A 21306-nucleotide genomic window follows, 5' to 3' on the forward strand; every position below is an offset into this window, starting at 1 on the left:
AGTGTATCATATATAAGAAAGATAGATATAATGTACTAATTGATAGAGTTGTTTTTTTCATTTGCAGATGTCCACCTGTAAACATCAGGAGGGGTATGCAAAAGCCGTTGAGCCAGGACAAAAAGTTAGAACGACTTTTGTTCTGGCTTTGGGCTAGGTTGTTAAATATCTTTGATGGATTGGCATTTTCATTGAAGACTTCTAAAAGAAACAATTCTCTAGGTGTTTGATCCCAATAAGTAATGGGTTGGATCGAGTGTAAAATATTCTGGATGATTTGTCCACTCATTTAAAATAAACTGCCAAGGGGTTTTGCCTTTGAGAGCCTTGAGGCGTTTAGCAAAGTTAAAGGCCATTAAAAAGGAATGCAAATGCTGCTTTAGCTCGCAATTTGAAGCGTAATGAAAAGTCTTTACAGTAGCATCTTTGAGAGTTCTATTCATTCGCTCAACCTGCCCATTGGTCCAAGGATGTTTCACTTTGGTTTTTCTGTGTACTATCTGATGTTCATTGCAAACACGCTCAAAGATGTGAGGCAATGCCTTTGTATGATGAGCATGATTAGTAAATTGAATACCGTTATCTGTAAGTATTTTATGTATTTTGTATGGGACGGCTTTAATAAGATTGCGTAGGAACCCTGCCGCAATCAATTTGGTAGGACTTTCATGAAGCTCTGCATACGCAAATTTTGATGTTCTATCGACTGCGACATACAGATACAACTTACCTTCAGCTGTTCTTACTTCTGCAATATCTATATGAAAATAACCGATGAGATACTGCTTAAATTTCTTTTTTGTCGCAGAAGCTGATGTCGATTGTTTAGGTAAAACAGAACAGCCATGACGCTTCAAACAACGATGAAGACTCGATCTGCTCAAATGAGGAATAGTTTCTTGTAAGCTATATAAAACATCATCCAAAGGCAGCCCCGTCGTTTTCCTGAATGCTACTATTGTTTCCTCTTCAACTTCTGAAAGAACCGTGGATTTTACCTTTTTGGGGCCCATTGGCAGATCTTTTGTATCGTTTCGCTTTCTCCATTTCATTATTGTTTTTGGGTTGACATTAAATCTTTTTGCTGCTTTTACTATACTTTCTTTACTATTACGGATCTCTCTACGCACAGCCTCTGTCGTTCTGGCCTTTGGATGCAATACTTGTCCCATAAGTTTTTTCTCCATAAATCATTATCTTCGTAGTATACACCATAATTCTCAGGGACCAAACATCTAGGCTCGGGTTCTTTTTTATAGTTTGTATGTTTAGGGTTATACCATAAATAATCAATTAACGGTTTTCCTTTATGTTCTCGCTTGCAGAATGTTATCATCGCCTTTGCTTGTGGATGAGAGTATTGCTGAAAAAACCTAACTGATTTTTTATTTGCTTGTTTGACAGGAGACAGGGTAATTGCTCGCTTGGTTTCTATACTTTCAAAAAATCTCTGAATACCGGTAGCTTCAAATGGTAATAGGTAATAAACAATTGAACTCGTTATTGCGCCCTCTTGGAGAGTTGGATTTGGAAGGTTGGGTAATCCATCCTCTTTAATGATAACTGTGTGTTCATATTGTTTCATCGAATATTTAGATAGTATTGGTTGTTCTTGTATATTTTTGTCAAACAAATAAGCATTACCATTTCCAAGATCCAACCCATATTCAACGTTCTGTGCGCTCGAAAACAGATCTTTACCTGACAAAAAAAGCAAAATCGAAATCAAAAATAGGTACATATGAACTTTCAACTGGCAAAAAATTTTTTACAAACGACTTCTTAAAGCGCCGATTCAAATCTGAAATGCACCACTCATGACCTAGAAAGTTGATCATAAAATGCCTCTGAGGGTGTGAAGTAATTCAAAGCAGCTCTGGGTCGATTATTCAACTTGTCTTGAATAACAGCAATCTTTTGATGTGTAAGTGTAGAGAAATTGGTTGATTTAGGCAAGTATTGTCGAATAAGTCCATTGGTATGTTCATTCAAGCCACGCTCCCAAGAATGGTATGGTTTTGCGAAAAAGATGTCACAATGCGGTAAATTGAGAGAGACGGTGCGATGGTCCGCAAACTCTTTTCCATTGTCAGCAGTGATGGTAAAAACATGATTTTTGTACGGCATCAGCAGTCGTAAAATGGCATCAGTAGCGCTCTGTGCTGACTTGTCATCAATAAGCCTGATCAGTGTAAACTTGGTTGCCCGATCGACAAGCGTCAGTAGTGCACCTTTGTGATGCGCTCCGATCACTGTATCAACTTCAAAATCTCCCACACGCTGTTTTAGTTCGACGATTGCAGGCCTCTTTTCGATATCAACCCGATGTGGAACGAGTCCTCGCCCGGCGGTTTTTCTCTTCCTCTTATTGTATTTTTTTGCCTTGCGTCTCAGATTGAGGTACAGTGTTCCACCAGCCTTCTTATCGCTCCAGATCATCTGATAAATCGTTTCATGACTGATAAAGATTCTTTTTTTTTAAGTCGCCCTGAAATCTGTTGCGGGCTTGACTGTGTTGTAATCAGCTTATCTACTATTTTTTGGCACATATCAGCTCCCAATCGCGTTGGTCTCATTCGAGCTTTCTGCGACCTTTTTTGGGCCATTTTTTCTGCCTTGTCACACTGATAGCCACTTTTACAACTGTTTCGCCGAACCTCTCTAACTACCGTCGAGTGACTTATTCCTAGTTGCCTTCCAATCTCTCTTTTTGAATGGCCACTATCCAAAAACGCTTCTATCTGGCATCTTTGTTTATAAATCAGGTGTTTGCCATTTGTTTGGCTCATAAATTGTCTCCTTCTGTTTTTGTTCAGAGACTAGTTTATGATCACCTGATTTTTTTGTTAGCCGGTGGTGCATTTGGAACTTGAAAGGGCCATTTAGAAAAGTTATTATTGCCCTTGACTGAACTAAGTCCATTAGCAAGCAAGAAAGTTGATGAGTATCTTGAACAGACTGTCAAGAAAATAGATCAGTTGGAAACGAAAATGAATACTGCTTCTTTGTTCGATATTTCAGCGCAGGACAAGGTTGAACGGCAAGCAATTGAGTTGAGAGCTATTTTTGAAGGGCTGCCTATCAAATCGCATCTTTTTAACTGTACGCCTGAGCGTCAAAAAGGATTTATTGATAAGTACAACCTGCTCGTTGCACAGTTGGAGCGCAATATAATGAAAGGCATTGGGGCCATTGCAGGTGGTACGGTAGCAGTGGCAGCTGGTGTGTATGCGGTTTACAAAAAGCTGACTGCACAAGAGGAAGAAAAAGATGATGAAGCATATGATGCGTGGTTAAACAGTTAAAACAGAAAAATTGTCCTTAAAATCGCAACCAGGGCTGCAAAGAAAATCTCTTTGCAGCCCTGGTTTTTTATAGCACTAGTTTAAATATGGTCAATACGTTTTTTGAAAAAATACCAGGTCAAACCAGTTGACAGTAGCGTGGTCGCAAGCAGATATCCGACCATGGTTGGTAGATGCATGGTTGACAGACTTGGAAACAGAATTTTTCTGACCGATTCTGCAATATGAAAAACAGGGTTTGCAAAGCACAAAACGCCAAGCACAGGGACTTTCAGCAACGGTGTTGTTTGAATAAACGATCCTGCCATGCTCATCAAAACACCGTTGACCCGAACCCAGAATATATGCAGCTTTTCTACCGTCAAAATCACTGCAAACAGCTGTTGCAGTGCAGCCATTGCTGTGCTGCTCAAAAACAGCATGAACGACAACTGCAGCCAGGCCTGATTTTCAATCACAAAATGGCCTTTTAAAAACAGTAAAGACGCGGGGAACATGAGGCTACTGATCAAAAATGTGTAGCATGCTGCAAAGATCATCCGTTGCAGAAGTACCAGTTTGACCGGAAGCACAGAAAGTTGATACAAAATGAATCTTCTTCCTTCAAGGTCAAACATCAGATCAAAAGTGATGCGATAGGCGATCACCATCATCGGCACGACGACCGATCCTACCAGAATCATCGAACCAAAATAGATGTCCTGCGTTGCAAACAGAATGTTCTTTCGCAGTACGGTAAAACTGAGTCCAAACGTTACCGGCCATAAAATGCCATAGTTAATCATATCGTTGGCAAACGTCGTTTTATGAACCAGAAAATCACGTTTGAAAAACTGAATAAACGTTTCTACGTATCCAAAATAAGCGGTTTTCATATGAGATCCAATCTTTTTTTGACGCTCTGTTTCATCCATACAAATGACAAACAGAGGACAGTTATGACAATCAATAAGCAGCCAGCTACAGGCAAACTAGAGCCATTGCTTCCAAATAATGCTGCTCGTAATCCTTCACAAATATAGGTAACTGGATTTAAAAGCATTACATAGGCCAAGTGTGGTGAATATGCATACACTCTGTACCACGGATAAAAGGTTGCGCCAACGACGATGAGCGGCCCAATTCTGCGCGGCCACATGTTTGCTTTGAACCATGCAAAAGGATAATGGAAGCTCGCTGCTACGAAGATAAACCCGATCAAAAAAACCACAATTGCATAAAAAATGAAAAACAGTGCCAATGAACCGTTGTAAACACCACCCATCGAATGCAAAAAGAGCAACGCTCCGGCAATTAATGGAACAGTTACCAGAAAGGATTCGATCCAGAATGAAAGCACATAGGCAGTAAATACACAGATCGATGGTAATGGCAATGTCAGATGGTATTCAAGGTCACCGTATCCTTGATATGCCGCTCCGAATGTATATTTCATTGAAAATCCAAATCCCAAGTTCAAAAGCAAAGAAAGTAATGGAAATCCAAAAAAAAGAGGTAGGCTCACGCGATAGTCGACGCCAAATGCGGGATATAGATAGAGCCAGATGATCATTTCAACACCGAGCACGATGGTACTGTTGATAACAAGGTCAAGCAGTTTTGTGCGCAATACAAAAAGATCGCGTAGCAAGAGGGCCTTCATGATTGCAGCATATGATCTGCATTTTTCAGGCATATTCAAACATGTCATCATTCAGCTCCCGATTCAATATGTTCATGTAACAGTCGTAAAAATACATCCTCCAAGCTTTTGTCCGCCTGCGCACTCATCAAAGATGCAACTGATTCTATTTTGACTACTTTTCCACGATGTAAAATACAGATGCGATCAGACAGATATTCAGCTTCGTCAAGGTAGTGCGTCGTTAAAACAACGGTAACGCCATCTTCGCGCAGCTGTTTGATCATATCCCACAACTTTTTGCGAATATCAGGATCAAGTCCTACGGTAGGCTCGTCAAGCAGTACGAGCGCCGGCTCATGAATTAATGCGCGGGCAATCAAAACGCGCTGTTTGTTGCCACCAGATAGATCATCGATTTTGAAATGTTCATAACGACGAAGTTCAAACTTTTCAATCAAAAACTCTACCCGCTCTTCTGTTTTTTCTTTTGAAAGCAGAAAAAATCGGCCCGCAAATTCCAGATTCTGTCTGACAGTTAATGCCATATCAAGATTTTGATACTGTGGACAGTAGCCTAACTTTCTGCGATACCGGTAGATATTTTTATAAATTGATTCCCCTGCATACACAATATCTCCAGAGCTGACCGGATGGAGGGTTGCCAAAATCGAAGATAAAGTTGTTTTTCCAGCTCCATTAACACCTAAAAGGCCAAAAATTTCACCCTTCAAAATGTCAAAACTGACCGAATCAAGCGCTTTGACGGGCGTGGCTTCAGTGGTGTAGATTTTAGAAACCTGTTTTAAAGATAGTAATATGTTTTCCATAGAATCCTATAAGTTTTTGGAATGTATATATAATAGTTATGAGTTACAAATTGTATAAACTAAGATACTTGGTCAGTCGACTTGTTGCCATAAACGCTTGTTAGAGCGGAGATAGATGTTTTGCAGCTTTGAGTGTTTTCATAGGGTCCAAATGAAAAATTTTATTAGTAATATTTAGTTTTGAAACTAAATATTTATATGATAACAATATATTTTAAAAAACAAAAGAAAAGTTATCAATACATCAAACAGGATCTATTTTGAACTATTTTTTATTTATCCAGATATGCTTGCAAGAGAAAGAGTCAAAATAGTTCAAAATAAAGTTTATGGTGTATAAAGTACTATGAGCTTTGAGAAGGAAGATCTGAAGAAGCAGGCCTTCCTTCTCAAAAAGGTTTAAAGAATCTCACAACTATGTGTTGCTTTTGAAGCAAGGAAGGTGAGATAAGTAAGCGCATAATGCCAGCTAGAATGTACTGTTAATGCGTCTGTAGCAGTTTTCACACTGACATTGATTGCTGGTACATGATGAAATAGGCCAGTTTCATTTGGAATTAATAGTGGATTTGCAGACACTATTTGCAATTCAACATGTTCTTTTTTAAGTTCTTCTTTAATAGCTGGGTTTAAAACTGTCGATGGGATCCTGACTACACCATTTTCTTTGTAATCTTTGAGTAATAATACAACTAAAGGGAGCATATGTTTTCTAAACTGTGGTTCTTTGCAAGCTAAAATAGCAGTATTAGTCAAGTTATGATGAATAGACTTTAACGATTCTTCTATAGTATCGTTTTCATTGTGAAGTTTTTTAGGATTCATAATTGCGTTATAAGTTGCGTTATCCGATAAGATATTGCGATAACGTTTTACAACTCGATCAGTTAACTGAGCAGTAGCAAAGTCGTACGGAATATCATTGATTTTACTTTGACATACGGTAAGTGAGTGATGACCAATTGTTACGTTTGCTATTGGTGACATGATGCTGCATTCAATTTTATTCATCAATCGCAATCCCAATAATTGCTGTAATGCTTTTGCATGAAACATCTTACAGTTTGCTAAGGCGTCTTTGGTTACATGTGAGGTAGTTTTGTTAATTCCATGTATGTTAACCACTAGTTGAGCTGACTGATCAGTTTCATGTATCAATTCGTTAAAAATAGTTGCAAACGTTCCTCTGGATAATTGTTCAGAGGTAGGCATTTTGAAAATTTCATGTGCCAAATGATGAGAAATGGGTTCAAAAGCATAATTATAGATTGGATGGTAGGTTACTACTTTTCCTTCCTGTTCCATCGCTTCTAATACCGTTTTGTGCATTATCAAAAATAGAAATAAGGCAATTCTTTTGATAGTCATGGAGCTCCTGTTGTTTTGAAGGTTACTGTAAATAGGTATTTTCACAAATAATTACAAATAATTTAATATAAAAACGAAGAAACGCAAGTAAAATAGTTGCCTTTCTTCGTTTTTATAACGGTTATGTATTTAAATGTTATTTTTTTTCCATCTCGCCAGCAGTATTTTGTCGAGTATCAATAATGATCTTATCTGGACCCATAAATCGATACACCAAGCTGAAAGAAAAACTAGTACAGTCGGAACAGTATTGACTCGAATTGCTTTTACATTCGCTCTGGCTTGCTCAAACCTAACAGATCAAGACAGAGCCCCAGGGTATTTTTGACAACCACCAGAACCAGCAGGCGTGCTTTAGTTGTTGCCAGTTGCGCAGGGTCGATGACCTTTACTTCGTTGTAATACAGATGAAACAGCTGTGCGAGTTCAAGCACATAATAGGTCAAAAGGTGCGTCTGATGATTCTCTATAACTGTTTCTAAAAGATCCTGAAGTGCAATCACTTTTTTGAGGAGCATATACTCGGTTTCTGATATATTCTTTGCATCAGATTCATACAAGCTTAAAGATTCAATAACGTCTGACGCTTTGTTGAGGATGCTTTTAATACGAACATACGCATATTGAATGTAATACACCGGATTTTCATCGGTCTTTTTGAGTGCGAGGTTGAGGTCAAAATCAAGGTGAGCGTCCGCTTTTCGGTGTAAATAAAAGAAACGTGCAACGTCTTTGCCTACCGTGTCGATGATATCATCAAGTTCGATAATTGCCCCTTTTCGTTTTGACATGCGCACTTCAATATCACCCTCTTTAATTTTGACAAGCTGATAGAGAATAACTTCCAGTGGAACGTTAATATCAAATGCGGCTCGGATCGCCTGCAGTCTGGTTGCATAACTATGATGATCATGACCCAGAACCATAAAAAGCGAGTTAAAACCACGATCGATCTTATTTTTTAAATAGGCAATATCGGCTGCAACATAGGTCCACTCACCATTTGTTTTTCTGATTACCCTGTCCTTGTCGTCTCCAAACTGTGAGGACGCAAACCACAAAGCACCTTCCTTTTCATACACAAAGCCTTTTCGGGTTAATAGTTCAATCGACTGATCGATGGCTTTGCTTTCATGAAGAGTTTTTTCAGAAAAGAAAACATTAAACTGAATTCCGTATTTCTGCAGCGTCTGTTTGATCTGTTTTAAAAGCTGTTCTTGCGCATATTCTTTGAAGAAAAACTCCGGTTTTTCAAGTACATTACTTCCATATTCCTGGATACATTTTTTTGCCAGATCGATAAGATATTCACCATGATATGCGTCTTCTGGTAATGTAGCTTCTATGCCCAGCTCCTGTTGACAGCGTATAATGAGTGACATTGCTAATTTTTCTATCTGTGTGCCCGCATCGTTGACATAAAACTCTTTGGTGACATTGTGACCCAAAAAGGTAAGTACATTTGCAAGAACATCACCAATAATGCCACCTCGCCCGTGGCCAAAATGCAAAGGACCGGTGGGGTTAGCGCTGACATATTCGATCGAGATTTTTAGTTTCTGTTGCAAGGTATGTTTAAAAAGATTGGTAGGATGTTCAAACAGATCTTGTGCCAATTCAATGAAGCTTTTTTTTGCCAGAAAAATATTGAAAAAGCCCGCTCCCGCGATCTCTTTTTTCTCTATATATTCATGGGCAAACTCATTTTTGATCTCCTGTCCAATATCTAGTGGATTTCTTCCAAGCAGTTTTGCCAAAATGAGTGGGGCATTACTTGAAAGATCACCAAACTGTTTTTTGCTATAATCCGTGTTTAGGATTAAATTGCATTGCTTTAGATGTTCAGCAGAACAGGCATACTTACTTTTAATAAAATCGCCAAAAGCATTGCGTAATGCAGCAATAGAACTCATAAAATACTTTCTGAACGTTTATTTGATTTTCATTATTTAAACTAACACATTTTAAAAAGTTGTCACTTTTTAATTTTACTATGGTTAAACGGTGGCTTTAGGATAGAATTTTTTTAAAAAACCTATATACTGCGTGATATTGCATACTAAATAAATGCTAAAATATCAATTTTCCAAATAAGTATTAAATTTCGAATGTAGGGATTAGGACGATGAAGGTGGCTGTATTGCTTTCTGGTGGTGTTGACAGTGCCGTTGCTTTGAAATTACTTCAAAAAGAAGGGCATCTGGTTGAAGCATTTTACCTTAAAATATGGCTTGAAGAGGATGAGGAATTTGCGCATGAATGCCCATGGCAAGAAGATCTATCTTATGTGACTGCAGTAACAGACTATTTGCATGTTCCCTTGACCGTTGTTCCAATGCAGAAACAGTATTATGAAAAGATAGTTGATTATACAGTGAGTCAGGCAAAGCAAGGAAATACTCCAAATCCAGATGTGTTTTGCAATACTTATATCAAATTCGGTGCGTTCTTTGATTTACTAGGTCATACCTATGATAGGATCGCAACTGGACATTATGCGCAACGAATTGATACTTCAGATGGTGTTTATTTGGCCACATCTGCGGATACAATAAAAGATCAGACCTATTTCTTGTCATATATATCGAAAAAACAGCTTCAAACGGCATTGTTTCCGATTGGTGGATATACCAAAAAAGAGGTGCGTGAGCTTGCTGCACAGTTTGGATTGCCTAATTCTCTTAGAAAAGACAGTCAGGGCTTATGTTTTTTGGGTAAGATAAAGTTTAAAGATTTTTTAAGGCATCATCTTGGTGTACAAAAGGGAGTTTTTATTGATTTTGAAACCGGCAAAGTAGTAGGAACTCATGAGGGTGCTTGGTTTTATACCAGCGGTCAAAGGCAGGGAATAGGTTTGCCGGCCGGACCGTGGTACGTAGTTTCAAAAGATATTGAAAATCATACGGTTGTAATTTCACGAGACTATAAAAATCTTACAAGTAGAAGAAAAAATTTCTTTGCGGCTCACTGTCGTTGGATCTCAGAACAGGTTCCAAAAGATGGTTTTTTTAAAATAAAATTACGGCATGGCCCTACCTATCATTCAGCGGCCGTTACCTTTACTGATGACAAAGCATATGTCTGTTTGTATGATCCGGACCAGGGGATTGCACCGGGCCAGTTTGCGGTTTTTTATCAAGATACGATATGTTTGGGCGGTGGAATTATTCAGCCATGAACGAGTGGCTGCGATATGAGTTATATGAGTATGAGATCGATAAAAGATGCACCATTTTTTTCATTAACTACTGCTACAAAGATCACATTGGTGCGATTTATGCTTATTGGACCTATTATTTTCTGTATTATAAATAAGTATTGGGTCTATGCGCAGGCTTTTTTTCTTGTTGCGGCTTTGACAGATTTTTTAGATGGAGCCATTGCTCGTTTGCAGGGCGAATGTACTGTTTCAGGAGCGTTGTTTGATGCTATGACCGATAAAATATTAACCGTTGCGGTCTTTGCAACTTTTTTCTATTTTTACCGTGTGCAGTTTAATATCCCTTTCTGGTTTCTTCTTTTTATATGTGTGAAGGAATTTTTTCAGATAGTTGTTAGTATTTCTTTTATTATTTTTGAAAAACCGATTGAAATCAAGCCTCTCTTTTTTGGAAAAGCAACGATGGTTTTATATACTATAACCATGTTTACATTACTATTACAGCAGACTTTTCATTTTTGTATGCAGTATGTATTTTGGTTTTATGTGGCAACGGTAGGATCTGGATGTGTAGCCTTATTGCAGTATGCTCTGATCTGTTATAGTCAGCTTGTCAATACAAAGGGAAGAATATGAAAATACGAGCAGGAGTAGGTGGTATTATTTTTTTTCTATCTGTTTTTTATCTTACTATTCACAGTCATTTTACCGTCAAAAAAAACGGTCTTTTTAAAAAAAATGGTCAACAGCTGTTCGAGGAAATGATGGAGCTTGAACAGCAGGTCCCCATTCTTTTAGAATCTGCTGCTTCTACGATGAAAGGCGTGCATAGTCAAGTTTCAGCTTATTTTGAAGGTGCAAAACTGTCAGTGACAAAGAACAAAGATATGCTTTTTTTGACTGAATTGAGCAATGCTATTGAAGAGCTTGTCAAAGCAATAGATTCTTTTAATGAGGCCTCTGGTAAGTTCAACCGTCTTTTAAAAAATCTAAAATAATAACAATCAACCTTGACACAATACAGGAAATGTAAATGAGAAATAGCTGTAGATATCTGTTTTTTTTATGTGTGATTTCTTTTGCTATGAAACATGAGTCTGTTTTTACTCTTTCGCGTGATTTTATTGCAGAGTTTAATAGGGCTGGCCGAGAGCTTTTGAATCTGTCTGATATTGATAAGTCTGTGACGGTATTAAAAGATCTTGTCTTTTATAATGCGCATATCTGCAAGATTGAAAAGTATGTTTCAAAATTATCGTTGGTCGTAGATGCACCACCTCAACAGGATAGTTCAGTTTTTAACAAAATGGTTGCGTTACTTTTTTTGAGATATTACTTTAATCTTTTGCTGAAAATAGAGTTCTATCTCTGTCGTACCATTGAAGAACTGTATAGAACTCGCGCATACTGGATTATTCAAAAAGAACGGCCGTTTTCATATGCGTTGCATAAATCACCCTTTAAGTGGTTTGATGGCCAAAAGCAGCTTTATGAAGTTGAGATTCATATTCAACAGATTAATCTTCGAATTGCCAAAATGGAGCGTAGATTAGGTGTTTTTGTCAGAAATAGACAGTCGATTGATATCTATCAAACAGTTGAACAGCTCTATGCGGTGATAATCAATGGGTGTAAAGATATTTTGACATGGCAGGGGTGTGATGAAGAAGATGAGGTGGAATGCACAGCAGAAGTGGCGTTGAACTTCTTATGCAAACTGTCTTTTGATGCTCAAACCATGGAGTCTTTTTTAAAAGAAGACTTTGCCCAACATGCGATTCCCCGCTCTATCGAACGGAACTGGTTAAAATATACTGGTGCAGCTCTTTCGATTGGAACTATTGCATATTTGTACTTTACAAAAAACGAACGGCTGCACAAGCTCATTGAAAATTCGCCTTTTAATAAACCGAATGATCATTTGAGGGAGTCTATTAATACCTATTTTTTACTTCCTTGTAAACGAGTTTTAAATGCGATGTTCGGGTATCAACTTGCAGAAGGTGAAGAGCATACCAAAGCAATTGGTAATATGGTGTCCTTTGTAAAAAACAACCAACATATTATTAAAGAAGCAAAAGAAAAAGGTTTAGATAAAGAGAAAATAACATTCGATGCTTATACCTATAAAGATGTATCAGATGCGGGTCAAAAAGCTATTGACGTTGTGTTTACAATCAAAGATGGAACCTTCAGTCTTTCATTGGGAGGTATAATTTGGAGTCTAATTTCGAGAACTCCGATCCTACCAAAAGAAATACCTAAACAACCTGATGATTTGGTTCTCTGGTCCAAAGAAGAAGTTGCAAAACGTTTCTTGCCTTTTGCGTACGCATCGGTCAACCTTGTTGACGCCACGGCAGACATTGCAAAAATGATGGATCTCGTTTTGAAAGTAGGCACCGTTATGCTTGTGGGAAGTTTTGCTCATAAACTTTTTAGCCTCACACGATCGGTTGTTTCTTGGGGCTTGAGTGTTGATACAGTTCCGCTTGAACAGGCGCTTCTTGAGATGCAACAGTTTCTGGTCGAAACCTGCTTGAAAATGGGCGAATCAAAAGAAAAGTTGACCGATCGAGTGTATGGGAAGCTACTATTTTTACAATATAAAATAAAAGTTGCTGCTGGTACCGTATTTTCATCTGCTGATTGTAAGCGGTTTTATAATGATATTGCGCTGTTGACTGCTGATGACAGGAAGTTTAAACAGAAAGATAAACTGATCGATATTGTGAAGAAAAAATATGGCTTAAAATATAACAAAAAGGATTAAGTAACATTCTTTTGTGGAAAAAATTGCAAAGTTTTTTTTGACTGCTACTATTAAAAATAGGCGCTTTCTTTCTAACGTTAAGGAACATAAAATATGGCAAGTTATAATCGTATTGTTTTAGTGGGCAACTTAACTCGTGATCCGGAACATAAACAGATTACTTCTGGTCAGTCTGTGTGTCGGCTCAGTTTGGCAACAAATCGTCAGTTTAAAAATCGTCAAAACAACAGTATGGTTCAGGAAGTCTGCTATATCGATGTTGACGTGTGGGGCGCGCAGGCGGAAAGCTGCAAGCAGTATCTGCAAAAAGGCCGCTCTGTGCTTGTTGAAGGTCGACTCAAACTTGATACCTGGCAAGACCAGACTGGTAGTTCGCGTAGCAAACACTCAGTCGTTGCAGATCGTGTTGTATTTTTGGGCAATGGTGCAGCAACAGCTGATACAGAGGCGGAAATGGTTGATGAAGAGGTTCCTGCCGCCCCTCAATCATTACGTGGTGGTGATCTGCAGTTGAATCCAAACAATAAAGTAGAAAAAGATCTGATGGATCAGCTTGCAAAAGCAGAAAAAAAGGTTAAAGCGGCCCGTACTGCAACTCAAAAAAGCTCTGCGAGCGATCTTTCTGAAGCTCTATCTTCTGTTTTTGGTGATGCAAGCACTGGGGAGCTTGATTTTAAAGATCAGCCACCTTTTGAAGATGATTTGCCGTTTTAGGGAAATACATAGCTTCTATTCAAAGATAAGTTTGGTGAGTTTTAAACAGTTTGCTTTGTTTCTGTTGATGGTTGTTGCTGATTGGTTGTATGCGATGGAGCTTTCAACAGATGTAGCACTCAATAATAAAGAAATTTTTGATGCTGTATTTCTTAAAGAAAAATTTAATACACTAAACAGTCATCCATGCTTTTCAAAGATCAGGTCGTTGCCACGGTTTTTTAACTTTTACAATATTAAAAATATATTTACAATAGAAAATACAGAAATAACTTTTACATCCGACATTCCTTTTTTCGAAACCGTGACTTTTATTCAGGAAACAGAGGATGTGATCTCTGGTTTGGAAAAGACGGGAGATATTAGTGGGGCTATCGCTGAATTTACTGTTTTATATGACACATATGAGGATTTTTTAAATAAAAATGATTTCGATATTCTAATGCCGTATTGGCAGATTTTTGATATATTGGCATACTGGGAATCAATTAAAAAGTCAAACAATCTTTTGCTAGATTATAATGGATTTTTTAATGATTTTAGAATAAATAAACTTTTTACTTTATCTGATTTTCAAAAGTTAGAAAGATCATTTCCATATTTCAACTCCAATAATTCAAACTATAAATTAGCAAGGGAAAATAGTTTTTTAATTTCGCATATCATTCCCTGGCTGCAAGTGCATGGCCCACGATTGGTTGAATGGCACCGCCTGAATAGGGAAGGCTCACCACTTTTATATGAAGTTTGGAATGCTCATCCATATTTTGCAAAAAAAAGATACAATAATCAAAGAACGGAGCTTATTCCTACGCTTTTTGCTTCTGACGTGTGTGAATTTAGGGGTTTATATGGGTCTAGCAAGGGGAGTTTGGATTTTGATAAAAAAGACGATAAAGAACATATCAAAGCTTTCTTTGAGACATTAGCAGCGAATATTGAAAAAAACGAAACTATTTTAAATAGATTTTTATCGTTATACGATAAAAAAGTAGCACCTTGCTTAGATTCTTCAGGCTGGCATGTTGAAACTCCTTTGCGTGGCAGTTCTCCAAAGATGCGTAAAGGTAAATATTGGGGTGCATGGTTTAACAAAAAACTTTTAAACGCATATAGGTTATGCCTTCAGATAGAAGTTTTTTTTGGACTGGAGAGATCGGGGGTCTACTTTCTCTTTCAAGGACCTCCTATGCATGATTTTGTCAAAAAAATAGAAAATATTGAGAAAGAATTTGAACCAGCTTTGCCAATAATAAAAAACGTTAATGACGCATTAAAGAAACATTTTCTTTTTTCATTGGATGAAAAATGCTGTTTTTTTGATCCAATTTTGATTGAAATGATTAAAAAGGAATTATCAGTGGCAAAAGACCATAAGCGCTTAAAAACCGAAGCTGAAGCCAATCTTGTTCATAAGTGCTCAAGAGTTAGAGAAAATTATAAAGACCTTTTGAGCTTGCTTTCAATGCCTGAAGTAGCAACGCTTATGGACTATCAAAAAGATTTTTTACAACAGTTAACCGACCAAAATAGTTATATAAGAAAAAGCTGGCCTCAGCTATGCACCTTTTTAAATGAGCTTTTACCATCTATTCAAAAACCATTTGAACAGGTTGATAATTATAAGTATAAATACTTTCTTGAAATTCGCAGTTTTTTACTATATCAACATCGGCTTTATTTAAAAGATGATATTTACTATTTTAATGAACAGCTCGACTGGTGGCACTTTAGGTTAAAAAGTTTTCCCTTCTTGCTTGTAGATATTTTATTTAGAATTAAACCTTCGGTATCAGAACTTGTTAGTAAGTTTGAACGTCTATTTGGACAGCTTCAAAAATCGGAAGAATTTAAAACCATGCCAGTTGTTAATGATATCATAATTTATGATGCTCTGCTTAACTGTTTTATTTATTTATATCCAGAATTTTTTGTAATACAAAATTTCTTAGAAGAATGGTGTCGCGAACGACGAAGCTCGAATGATTTTGGATGTATTAACGATCCTACACTGGCTGGCATTTTTCGTTCGTTAGAAAATCTAAAAAAAAAGGTAACTTCTTCAGATACTGCTTTCTTTCAAAAAAAATATGATGATTTAATAAATGCGGTAGAAATCTTAAAAAAACTTGATCGAAATGTATTCAGCGATCCAATAGATATAGTGACAGAATTGGAAAGAAACTCTTTATTTTTTTCTATAGATCAGAATGATCCGGCTATACTGAACCTTAAAACAGCTGCAGAAACAAAGTCTAAAGAGGTTTTTATCGTAGAACATATCATCCCATTAATTCAGCAGTTTTATATGTTTTATTCATATAACAGAAAGTTAGGATGGCTTTTTCAACGGATGCTTAATAAACCGATCATGGATGAAAAGCTAGATCCTTCATTCATCATACAAAATACAACAGAGTCTTTGCCTGAGCAGGATTTTGAAGCATTAAAAAAGCAGGTGGAGTTTTATAATGCAGTGTTTGGTTTACAAAAGCCTTGTGTGTTTCGTTTGAGTGACAATCTGCAAGTGTTCGATAAAGAGCTGATAAATCTTTTTGTTTATTACCAGACACTTCAACAAAAATTTATAGAAATTAAAGCAATAAATAGAGTTAAAGCTGCAATGTCATTCGCAAAAGTTAGAAAAGAAGCCACCGCAGAATCTATAAATAATACAAATAATGATAATGAGTTTCGTACGTTTGCCGAAGGCTCATTGATACTAACAAAGTTAGGAAAAGTATTGCTTGATTGCACACAAAAAGATAAAAGAGATAAGGTATTTGTGTATGGTATGTGCTTTTTTCTATTAATCGTAGCCCTGAAAAACCAGAACTACTTTAAACATTTGATCTATCTTTCATGAGTTTTGCATATGCTTTTTCATCGATTTCAGGATATTCCTCTGGTCGTGCAACATAGTATTCAACTACAGGACTTGTTGAATCAATTTCAACATAACATCCATATAAACGTTTTGAAAAATTGCCACGTTCTTGTTGTTTGCGATGAGCCTCTTTTTCAACATCTTCCATACTAAAGTTATGAAGCTCTGCAAAAGCTTTCATTACCTCATATAAATCTGCAAGTTCACTAAAAACCTCTTTTGCAGTTAGACTATCACATACTTCGCCTGCTTCTTCGAGCAGTTTATCTTTCAATCTATTGTTATATTCTTTTTCATCCATAACGCGTGTATAGATAGTTAAACCCGCATTACGAAAATGATCAGATAAGCCATCTCGAACAAGTTTGTTAACTTGAAAGCGTCGTTTTTCCATTTTAAACTCTTTTCGTTATTATTTTATTTTTTTCAAAAGACATTAAGGTGTGTCCTCAATTTAATTAGTAGGGCATAAAAGCTTCAACCATATGTGCATAGATGCGATGTAGAGCATAGATTGGAAGTTTCTAGCAAGTTTTTCAAAACGCATAGCAATGCCACGAAAATGCTTGAGTCGTGCAAAAGATTTTCAACTAAGTGTCGATTTTTATACAAATGAGCATCAAATTCTGGATCTGGTCTAGTGCTGTTTTTTCTTTTTGGTATAATTACTTGCATTCCTTTTGTCCGTCCATAGATACGAATACTATCAGCATCATAGCCTTTGTCAGCGATAAAATATTCCGCTCCTTCGGCCAGGTCGATTAATTCGTTTGCAACCTTTGAATCGTGCACTTGACCCCCAGTGATTTTAAAATTGAGCGGATTTCCATGCGCATCGGTGCACATATGAATCTTTGTAGTAAGTCCACCAGCGGATCTTCCAATTGCTCGCTCTTGACCACGCTGAGCTCCAGTCGCATGTTGGTGAGCTCTAACATAACTTCCGTCGGCGAATACCCATTCTTTATCAACTTCTTTTCGTAGCATAAAAAAAACCTTCCCATAGCCCTTTTTTGACCAACGATTAAATCGATTAAATGCTGTTTGCCACGGACAAAATTCGGATGGAATATCCCTCCATGGTCCTCCAGTCCGCAATTTCCAAAGGATTGCTTCCATTATATTCCGCTCATTGCCCCACAGGTGGCATCCATGTTTACATAGTATCTCTTCTAGTTGTGACCAAATACTGTCTGTAATAACTCGACGTACCATTGCTTATCCTCGTTGCTGATTTCTGATACAAAAAACTTATCATTTTGTAGTGAAAATGCAACGTCATTACCTCATTTCAAATTGAGGACACACCTTAAAATTATAGCTTCTTTTGAAGCAATAATAAAGTTTCTATCCTGTCAGTATTTGTAGTGGCTACAATAGAAATTTTCAATATATTTACAATTATGAAATATTTATATTATATTAACTATTAAGTGATATAAAAAAGAGTGATATATGAAAGTACGGTATTTTATTTTGTTCCTTATAGTTGGATCAATGGTGGCGGTGGTGCGTGGTAAGCAGGTCAAGGGTAATAAGTTTTTATACAAACATGCGGTAGAGCTTATGACAAGAAGTTGGGCTCAGCTCGACCAAGCAGTACATGGTAGTGGTTCATACGTTTTTAAGTATGATTTGGTTTTAGCTGCAGTTGGTGATCTGGCTCGTGTACAAGAGTTTTTTTGTAAACAATCAAATTTGATTCCTGCTAATGTTTCTGAAGATGCGGATTTTTGGTACAATGCTTGTTCGCATATTCAGCAGTATAGTATCATTTTTAATGATACCTGTGATGGTTATGGAAATGTTAAACGATTAATCTTGCGTCTTTTGCTTGATATTAAAAATGTCTTTGTACAGGCACAGCTTGACCAGTTATTGTAAGGAGATAACTCCTTTTTCAGTTCCTGCCAGGATAATGCCAAGATCGTGAATGGTTCGTATCCAGTAAAATTGATTGTAACGTGCTACCGCGGGTTCATTGAAAAAGTAAGGATTATTGAGCAGTACAGAGTCTGTATCGAACGGCAATACGGCCAACGCGCCAGCAGGTTGAGAAAAACGTAAGTCTGAAAAAATAAAAAATCTGCGTGCGCCGTCGGTCCAGAAAAAACGAATAGGCTCAAACGTTTTTAGTGCTGTATCAAATGAGTTACTATTAAAATCAAACGGAACAAAGTCTGGCATCTGGCCAACAGCTGTGTTGCTAATCTGGTTAATGTTACTTTGCAGGTTAAAACTGCAAGCGGATGCTTGAGGAATCATGAAAGGCCATACGGTATGCTGAACTGGGGTATCGATCGTTCCAATTCCTTGAAAAAGATTTTTTTCAAAGGTGCTGATCGGTTGCCAGTTAGCCTCCGCATCGTCTGATGCATTCGCAAGCCCATGAGTCCCAGCAGTGCTTTTTGATACCCACAACCCCTGATTCGTTGCCACAAATAGCTGTTCCGCCATGTTTATGGCGCTATCTGCTAGGCTGTTTGGTGTATGTACCACTGCTGCGGCTAAGAATGCTTTGATTGATTGAAAACTATTTTGAGTTGTTTGTGCCAAAAGTACTAGGTTTGATGAAGAAAATGCAGTATCAATAGTTGTTTTTGCTACTGGATTGATGCTAAAAAGTTTATAGGTACTATTCGTGTCATCTGGATCAAATGTAATAATATAGATATTTGCTTGAGCACAACATATCGAAACTATTGATTTTTGCAGTGCTTCTGCAGGAGCTAAAATCCAACTTCCTGTTGTAAAAGGTTCTTGATCAAGTGTATCAAGATCTGCAGCATTAAAGCCTGTTCCAGTTGCATTGCCTCCAAATACATACAGCCCTTTTGGCGTGGCTGCTAAAAAGTAGTTATTTGTATTTTCTGCTGTATATTCCAGACCTATAACAGGTAGATTCTTTTCTGGCAGATAGGTTATAATCAAATTTTTTGGATCAACATAGTCAGAAATAGTTCCGGCAGGGCTCATTGCAGAAAGGACTTCGTCTCGTGTTCGCGCAAATACAACCGTTGACATACCGCCAAACAGGCAATAGTTATTTTTATTTAAACCGATAAGTGAGTGTTTGTGATGAAGGTCAAGGGAGCTTAAGCAACCTTTTGAAAGTTTTTGATTGAGCATAAAACAGAGGCTTGGTGATTCAAAATAATCGGTCCATTCAGTTCTGCCAACCAGTCTTCCCGTGTCGCCTTCAACGATCCACGCACGTCCTTCTACCAGGTCAATCGAAAAAAAATCGATTTTTCCTGAGTGTTCAACATCGGTTGCAGGCATAGCAAGACCTGGAAAACAGTTCACAGGTACGGCCCGTTGTGACCAGGGTGTCCAGCGAACTATTTTGCCACTTTCATCAAATAATGCTTGAGAAGATAATACATAGCCAAAACTGTTATTTTTAACGCCAAGATATACCGTATCTCCAACTATTTGCATGTCTGTGTAGGTTGAGGTTGCTAGTGAAAATGCAGCATTCAGATCGTTGGGTATGTTATTTGGATCGCCTACCATTGCGGCCAGCGATGAGAGCGTTAATAGATCTCCTGGGCTGGTTGCAGCAGTAGTAAATTTGCCATCAATAACTGTCTGATTGGCATTTGCAAGTTTTCCATGATCGACAAGGTTTTCAGGTGTGTCGACCAGCGGTAGTGCAAAAATGTTCTGTTGGCGTGCAACAATAAGGTAGGTTCCCCCAGTTGAAGTATGCATGACTCCGATTTTTTTTATTTGTAATTGGTTTCCTGGAACATTATTTGCAACAATATTGTCTCCATTGATTGCGTTGAAGTTAAGAATAGCAGTTGGGGTCAAACTTCCGGTTGCAGGGTCAAAATAGAGGCGTGCAATGGTATTTTGCAGTCCTGATATTAACTCGGTGCTTATGCCGGCATACAGTATTGCGAGCTGTTCGTCCCAGACAAGTGGTATCGGATCATTGGTTAAATTGTTGAATGCACCAGATGATCCAAAGATGATATCAAAAGGCTGAAGTTCTAAATTTACTGCTTTATTTCCCGCCAGTCCTGTCGTTGCATCGATTGGCGTTGCAGTAAAACTCTCCTGCTCTCCGGTTATTTTAATAAATGCGATGCCACTATTGCCATTGCCGAATGGAGCATTTGTCGTATCTTTGACTGCAACAAAAAGACCATTCGTGGTACTGGCAAGTCCACAGATACCACCCGTTTTTGCCGATCCTGAGGCATCATTGATGTCGACTGTTTGAACCGCTGTTTTGGTCACTGGATTGAGCACTGTGACCATTGATTGTTGAAATGGGCCGGTACTTGCCTGCTCAGTTAAACTTATATAAAACGGATTTACTTGTGCATCAATCGGTGTTAACGACAAAAGTTCGATTTCATTATTATTTACTGAAGACTCTGAAGCGAGTGGTAAGAATTCGTTTGATTGTGCGTTTGCAATACTAATCGCATATTCACTTGCGCCTGCTTGCAGACCAACGACAAAAGAGCCTGTTTTTTGATCAAAAGCTTTTGCTGTTACCTTGGTTGGTAATGCATAGTTGCTTGTCTGATCGGCAGAACCTTTGATGATGACTGCTGGCTGTGTTGTTATACAGTGCAATACCAGATAGCTTACGCTTAGTTTGTGTAATAAGACTTTTTTTCTGTACATATCG

Annotated in this window: 20 protein-coding genes; 8 read left to right on the forward strand and 12 right to left on the reverse strand. The window is 37.7% G+C overall.

The window, feature by feature from the left end; genetic code table 11:
* Positions 1 to 218: 218 nt before the first annotated feature.
* The 4 genes from IPG37_01260 to IPG37_01275 all read right to left on the reverse strand — a co-directional run bounded on the left by IPG37_01260 (position 219) and on the right by IPG37_01275 (position 2789).
* On the reverse strand, positions 219 to 1172 hold the full coding sequence (locus IPG37_01260) for an IS481 family transposase (protein ID QQR54278.1): 954 nt from the start codon (positions 1170 to 1172) through the stop codon (positions 219 to 221).
* Complete coding sequence (locus IPG37_01265) at positions 1094 to 1741, reverse strand: hypothetical protein (protein ID QQR54037.1); 648 nt, start codon at positions 1739 to 1741, stop codon at positions 1094 to 1096. The genes IPG37_01260 and IPG37_01265 overlap by 79 nt, the downstream gene beginning before the upstream one ends.
* A gap of 74 nt (positions 1742 to 1815) precedes the next feature.
* Positions 1816 to 2439, reverse strand: coding sequence for an IS30 family transposase (locus tag IPG37_01270; GenBank protein QQR54038.1), 624 nt, complete (start codon positions 2437 to 2439; stop codon positions 1816 to 1818).
* Positions 2436 to 2789, reverse strand: a complete 354-nt coding sequence (locus tag IPG37_01275) for a helix-turn-helix domain-containing protein (GenBank protein ID QQR54039.1) — start codon at positions 2787 to 2789, stop codon at positions 2436 to 2438. The genes IPG37_01270 and IPG37_01275 overlap by 4 nt, the downstream gene beginning before the upstream one ends.
* A gap of 114 nt (positions 2790 to 2903) precedes the next feature.
* Here IPG37_01275 and IPG37_01280 point away from each other — a divergent pair, with 114 nt between their 5' ends.
* A complete protein-coding gene (locus IPG37_01280) occupies positions 2904 to 3305 on the forward strand; it encodes a hypothetical protein (protein QQR54040.1) in 402 nt (133 codons plus the stop codon).
* 80 nt (positions 3306 to 3385) lie between these two features.
* On the opposite strand, the gene IPG37_01285 is transcribed toward IPG37_01280, so the two are convergent.
* The 5 genes from IPG37_01285 to IPG37_01305 form a co-directional block, all read right to left on the reverse strand.
* Complete coding sequence (locus IPG37_01285) at positions 3386 to 4180, reverse strand: hypothetical protein (protein ID QQR54041.1); 795 nt, start codon at positions 4178 to 4180, stop codon at positions 3386 to 3388.
* Positions 4177 to 4998, reverse strand: a complete 822-nt coding sequence (locus tag IPG37_01290) for a hypothetical protein (protein ID QQR54042.1) — start codon at positions 4996 to 4998, stop codon at positions 4177 to 4179. The genes IPG37_01285 and IPG37_01290 overlap by 4 nt, the downstream gene beginning before the upstream one ends.
* Positions 4995 to 5756, reverse strand: a complete 762-nt coding sequence (locus tag IPG37_01295) for an ABC transporter ATP-binding protein (GenBank protein ID QQR54043.1) — start codon at positions 5754 to 5756, stop codon at positions 4995 to 4997. The genes IPG37_01290 and IPG37_01295 overlap by 4 nt, the downstream gene beginning before the upstream one ends.
* A gap of 399 nt (positions 5757 to 6155) precedes the next feature.
* The gene (locus IPG37_01300; protein ID QQR54044.1) at positions 6156 to 7124 is read right to left on the reverse strand and encodes a hypothetical protein; all 969 of its coding nucleotides are present in this window, start codon (positions 7122 to 7124) and stop codon (positions 6156 to 6158) included.
* A gap of 266 nt (positions 7125 to 7390) precedes the next feature.
* Entirely contained in the window at positions 7391 to 9037 is a 1647-nt protein-coding gene (locus IPG37_01305) for an arginine--tRNA ligase (GenBank protein QQR54045.1), read from the reverse strand.
* 212 nt (positions 9038 to 9249) lie between these two features.
* On the opposite strand from IPG37_01305, the gene mnmA reads away from it, so the two are divergent.
* From mnmA to IPG37_01335, 6 genes are all read left to right on the forward strand, one after another.
* Positions 9250 to 10302, forward strand: coding sequence for a tRNA 2-thiouridine(34) synthase MnmA (mnmA, locus tag IPG37_01310; GenBank protein QQR54046.1), 1053 nt, complete (start codon positions 9250 to 9252; stop codon positions 10300 to 10302).
* A gap of 15 nt (positions 10303 to 10317) precedes the next feature.
* Positions 10318 to 10920, forward strand: coding sequence for a CDP-alcohol phosphatidyltransferase family protein (locus IPG37_01315; GenBank protein QQR54047.1), 603 nt, complete (start codon positions 10318 to 10320; stop codon positions 10918 to 10920).
* A complete protein-coding gene (locus IPG37_01320; protein ID QQR54048.1) occupies positions 10917 to 11282 on the forward strand; it encodes a hypothetical protein in 366 nt (121 codons plus the stop codon). Before IPG37_01315 ends, IPG37_01320 begins: the two co-directional genes overlap by 4 nt.
* A 35-nt stretch (positions 11283 to 11317) precedes the next feature.
* Positions 11318 to 13057, forward strand: coding sequence for a hypothetical protein (locus IPG37_01325; protein QQR54049.1), 1740 nt, complete (start codon positions 11318 to 11320; stop codon positions 13055 to 13057).
* Positions 13058 to 13150: 93 nt separating this feature from the next.
* The gene (locus IPG37_01330) at positions 13151 to 13771 is read left to right on the forward strand and encodes a single-stranded DNA-binding protein (protein QQR54050.1); all 621 of its coding nucleotides are present in this window, start codon (positions 13151 to 13153) and stop codon (positions 13769 to 13771) included.
* Between the two features lie 34 nt (positions 13772 to 13805).
* Positions 13806 to 16637, forward strand: a complete 2832-nt coding sequence (locus tag IPG37_01335; GenBank protein ID QQR54051.1) for a hypothetical protein — start codon at positions 13806 to 13808, stop codon at positions 16635 to 16637.
* Here the strand turns inward: IPG37_01335 and IPG37_01340 are convergent.
* Positions 16612 to 17052, reverse strand: coding sequence for a nucleoside triphosphate pyrophosphohydrolase (locus IPG37_01340; protein QQR54052.1), 441 nt, complete (start codon positions 17050 to 17052; stop codon positions 16612 to 16614). The two genes, IPG37_01335 and IPG37_01340, sit on opposite strands and share 26 nt — an antisense overlap.
* A gap of 60 nt (positions 17053 to 17112) precedes the next feature.
* Positions 17113 to 17873 (reverse strand): IS5 family transposase gene (locus IPG37_01345; protein ID QQR54053.1). Its coding sequence is split into 2 segments (ribosomal slippage): positions 17113 to 17240 and positions 17240 to 17873, totalling 762 coding nucleotides; the frame shifts between segments, so codons are not numbered across the junction.
* A gap of 240 nt (positions 17874 to 18113) precedes the next feature.
* Between IPG37_01345 and IPG37_01350 the strand changes: the two genes are divergently transcribed.
* Complete coding sequence (locus IPG37_01350) at positions 18114 to 18542, forward strand: hypothetical protein (protein ID QQR54054.1); 429 nt, start codon at positions 18114 to 18116, stop codon at positions 18540 to 18542.
* On the opposite strand, the gene IPG37_01355 is transcribed toward IPG37_01350, so the two are convergent.
* Positions 18534 to 21302 (reverse strand): hypothetical protein, encoded by a 2769-nt coding sequence (locus IPG37_01355; protein QQR54055.1) that lies wholly within the window; start codon positions 21300 to 21302, stop codon positions 18534 to 18536. The two genes, IPG37_01350 and IPG37_01355, sit on opposite strands and share 9 nt — an antisense overlap.
* Between the last annotated feature and the right edge of the window lie 4 nt (positions 21303 to 21306).

This window comes from bacterium (genome assembly GCA_016699125.1).
Lineage (GTDB): Bacteria > Babelota > Babeliae > Babelales > Vermiphilaceae > AWTP1-30.

Excerpts from the sequence above, each read along its gene's own strand:
- IPG37_01260 (QQR54278.1), bottom strand. The coding sequence starts at position 1,172 with ATGGGACAAGTATTGCATCCAAAGGCCAGAACGACAGAGGCTGTGCGT.
- IPG37_01265 (QQR54037.1), bottom strand. The coding sequence starts at position 1,741 with ATGTACCTATTTTTGATTTCGATTTTGCTTTTTTTGTCAGGTAAAGAT.
- IPG37_01270 (QQR54038.1), bottom strand. The coding sequence starts at position 2,439 with ATGATCTGGAGCGATAAGAAGGCTGGTGGAACACTGTACCTCAATCTG.
- IPG37_01275 (QQR54039.1), bottom strand. The coding sequence starts at position 2,789 with ATGAGCCAAACAAATGGCAAACACCTGATTTATAAACAAAGATGCCAG.
- IPG37_01285 (QQR54041.1), bottom strand. The coding sequence starts at position 4,180 with ATGAAAACCGCTTATTTTGGATACGTAGAAACGTTTATTCAGTTTTTC.
- IPG37_01290 (QQR54042.1), bottom strand. The coding sequence starts at position 4,998 with ATGATGACATGTTTGAATATGCCTGAAAAATGCAGATCATATGCTGCA.
- IPG37_01295 (QQR54043.1), bottom strand. The coding sequence starts at position 5,756 with ATGGAAAACATATTACTATCTTTAAAACAGGTTTCTAAAATCTACACC.
- IPG37_01300 (QQR54044.1), bottom strand. The coding sequence starts at position 7,124 with ATGACTATCAAAAGAATTGCCTTATTTCTATTTTTGATAATGCACAAA.
- IPG37_01305 (QQR54045.1), bottom strand. The coding sequence starts at position 9,037 with ATGAGTTCTATTGCTGCATTACGCAATGCTTTTGGCGATTTTATTAAA.
- mnmA (QQR54046.1), top strand. The coding sequence starts at position 9,250 with ATGAAGGTGGCTGTATTGCTTTCTGGTGGTGTTGACAGTGCCGTTGCT.
- IPG37_01315 (QQR54047.1), top strand. The coding sequence starts at position 10,318 with ATGAGTTATATGAGTATGAGATCGATAAAAGATGCACCATTTTTTTCA.
- IPG37_01320 (QQR54048.1), top strand. The coding sequence starts at position 10,917 with ATGAAAATACGAGCAGGAGTAGGTGGTATTATTTTTTTTCTATCTGTT.
- IPG37_01325 (QQR54049.1), top strand. The coding sequence starts at position 11,318 with ATGAGAAATAGCTGTAGATATCTGTTTTTTTTATGTGTGATTTCTTTT.
- IPG37_01330 (QQR54050.1), top strand. The coding sequence starts at position 13,151 with ATGGCAAGTTATAATCGTATTGTTTTAGTGGGCAACTTAACTCGTGAT.
- IPG37_01340 (QQR54052.1), bottom strand. The coding sequence starts at position 17,052 with ATGGAAAAACGACGCTTTCAAGTTAACAAACTTGTTCGAGATGGCTTA.
- IPG37_01350 (QQR54054.1), top strand. The coding sequence starts at position 18,114 with ATGAAAGTACGGTATTTTATTTTGTTCCTTATAGTTGGATCAATGGTG.
- IPG37_01355 (QQR54055.1), bottom strand. The coding sequence starts at position 21,302 with ATGTACAGAAAAAAAGTCTTATTACACAAACTAAGCGTAAGCTATCTG.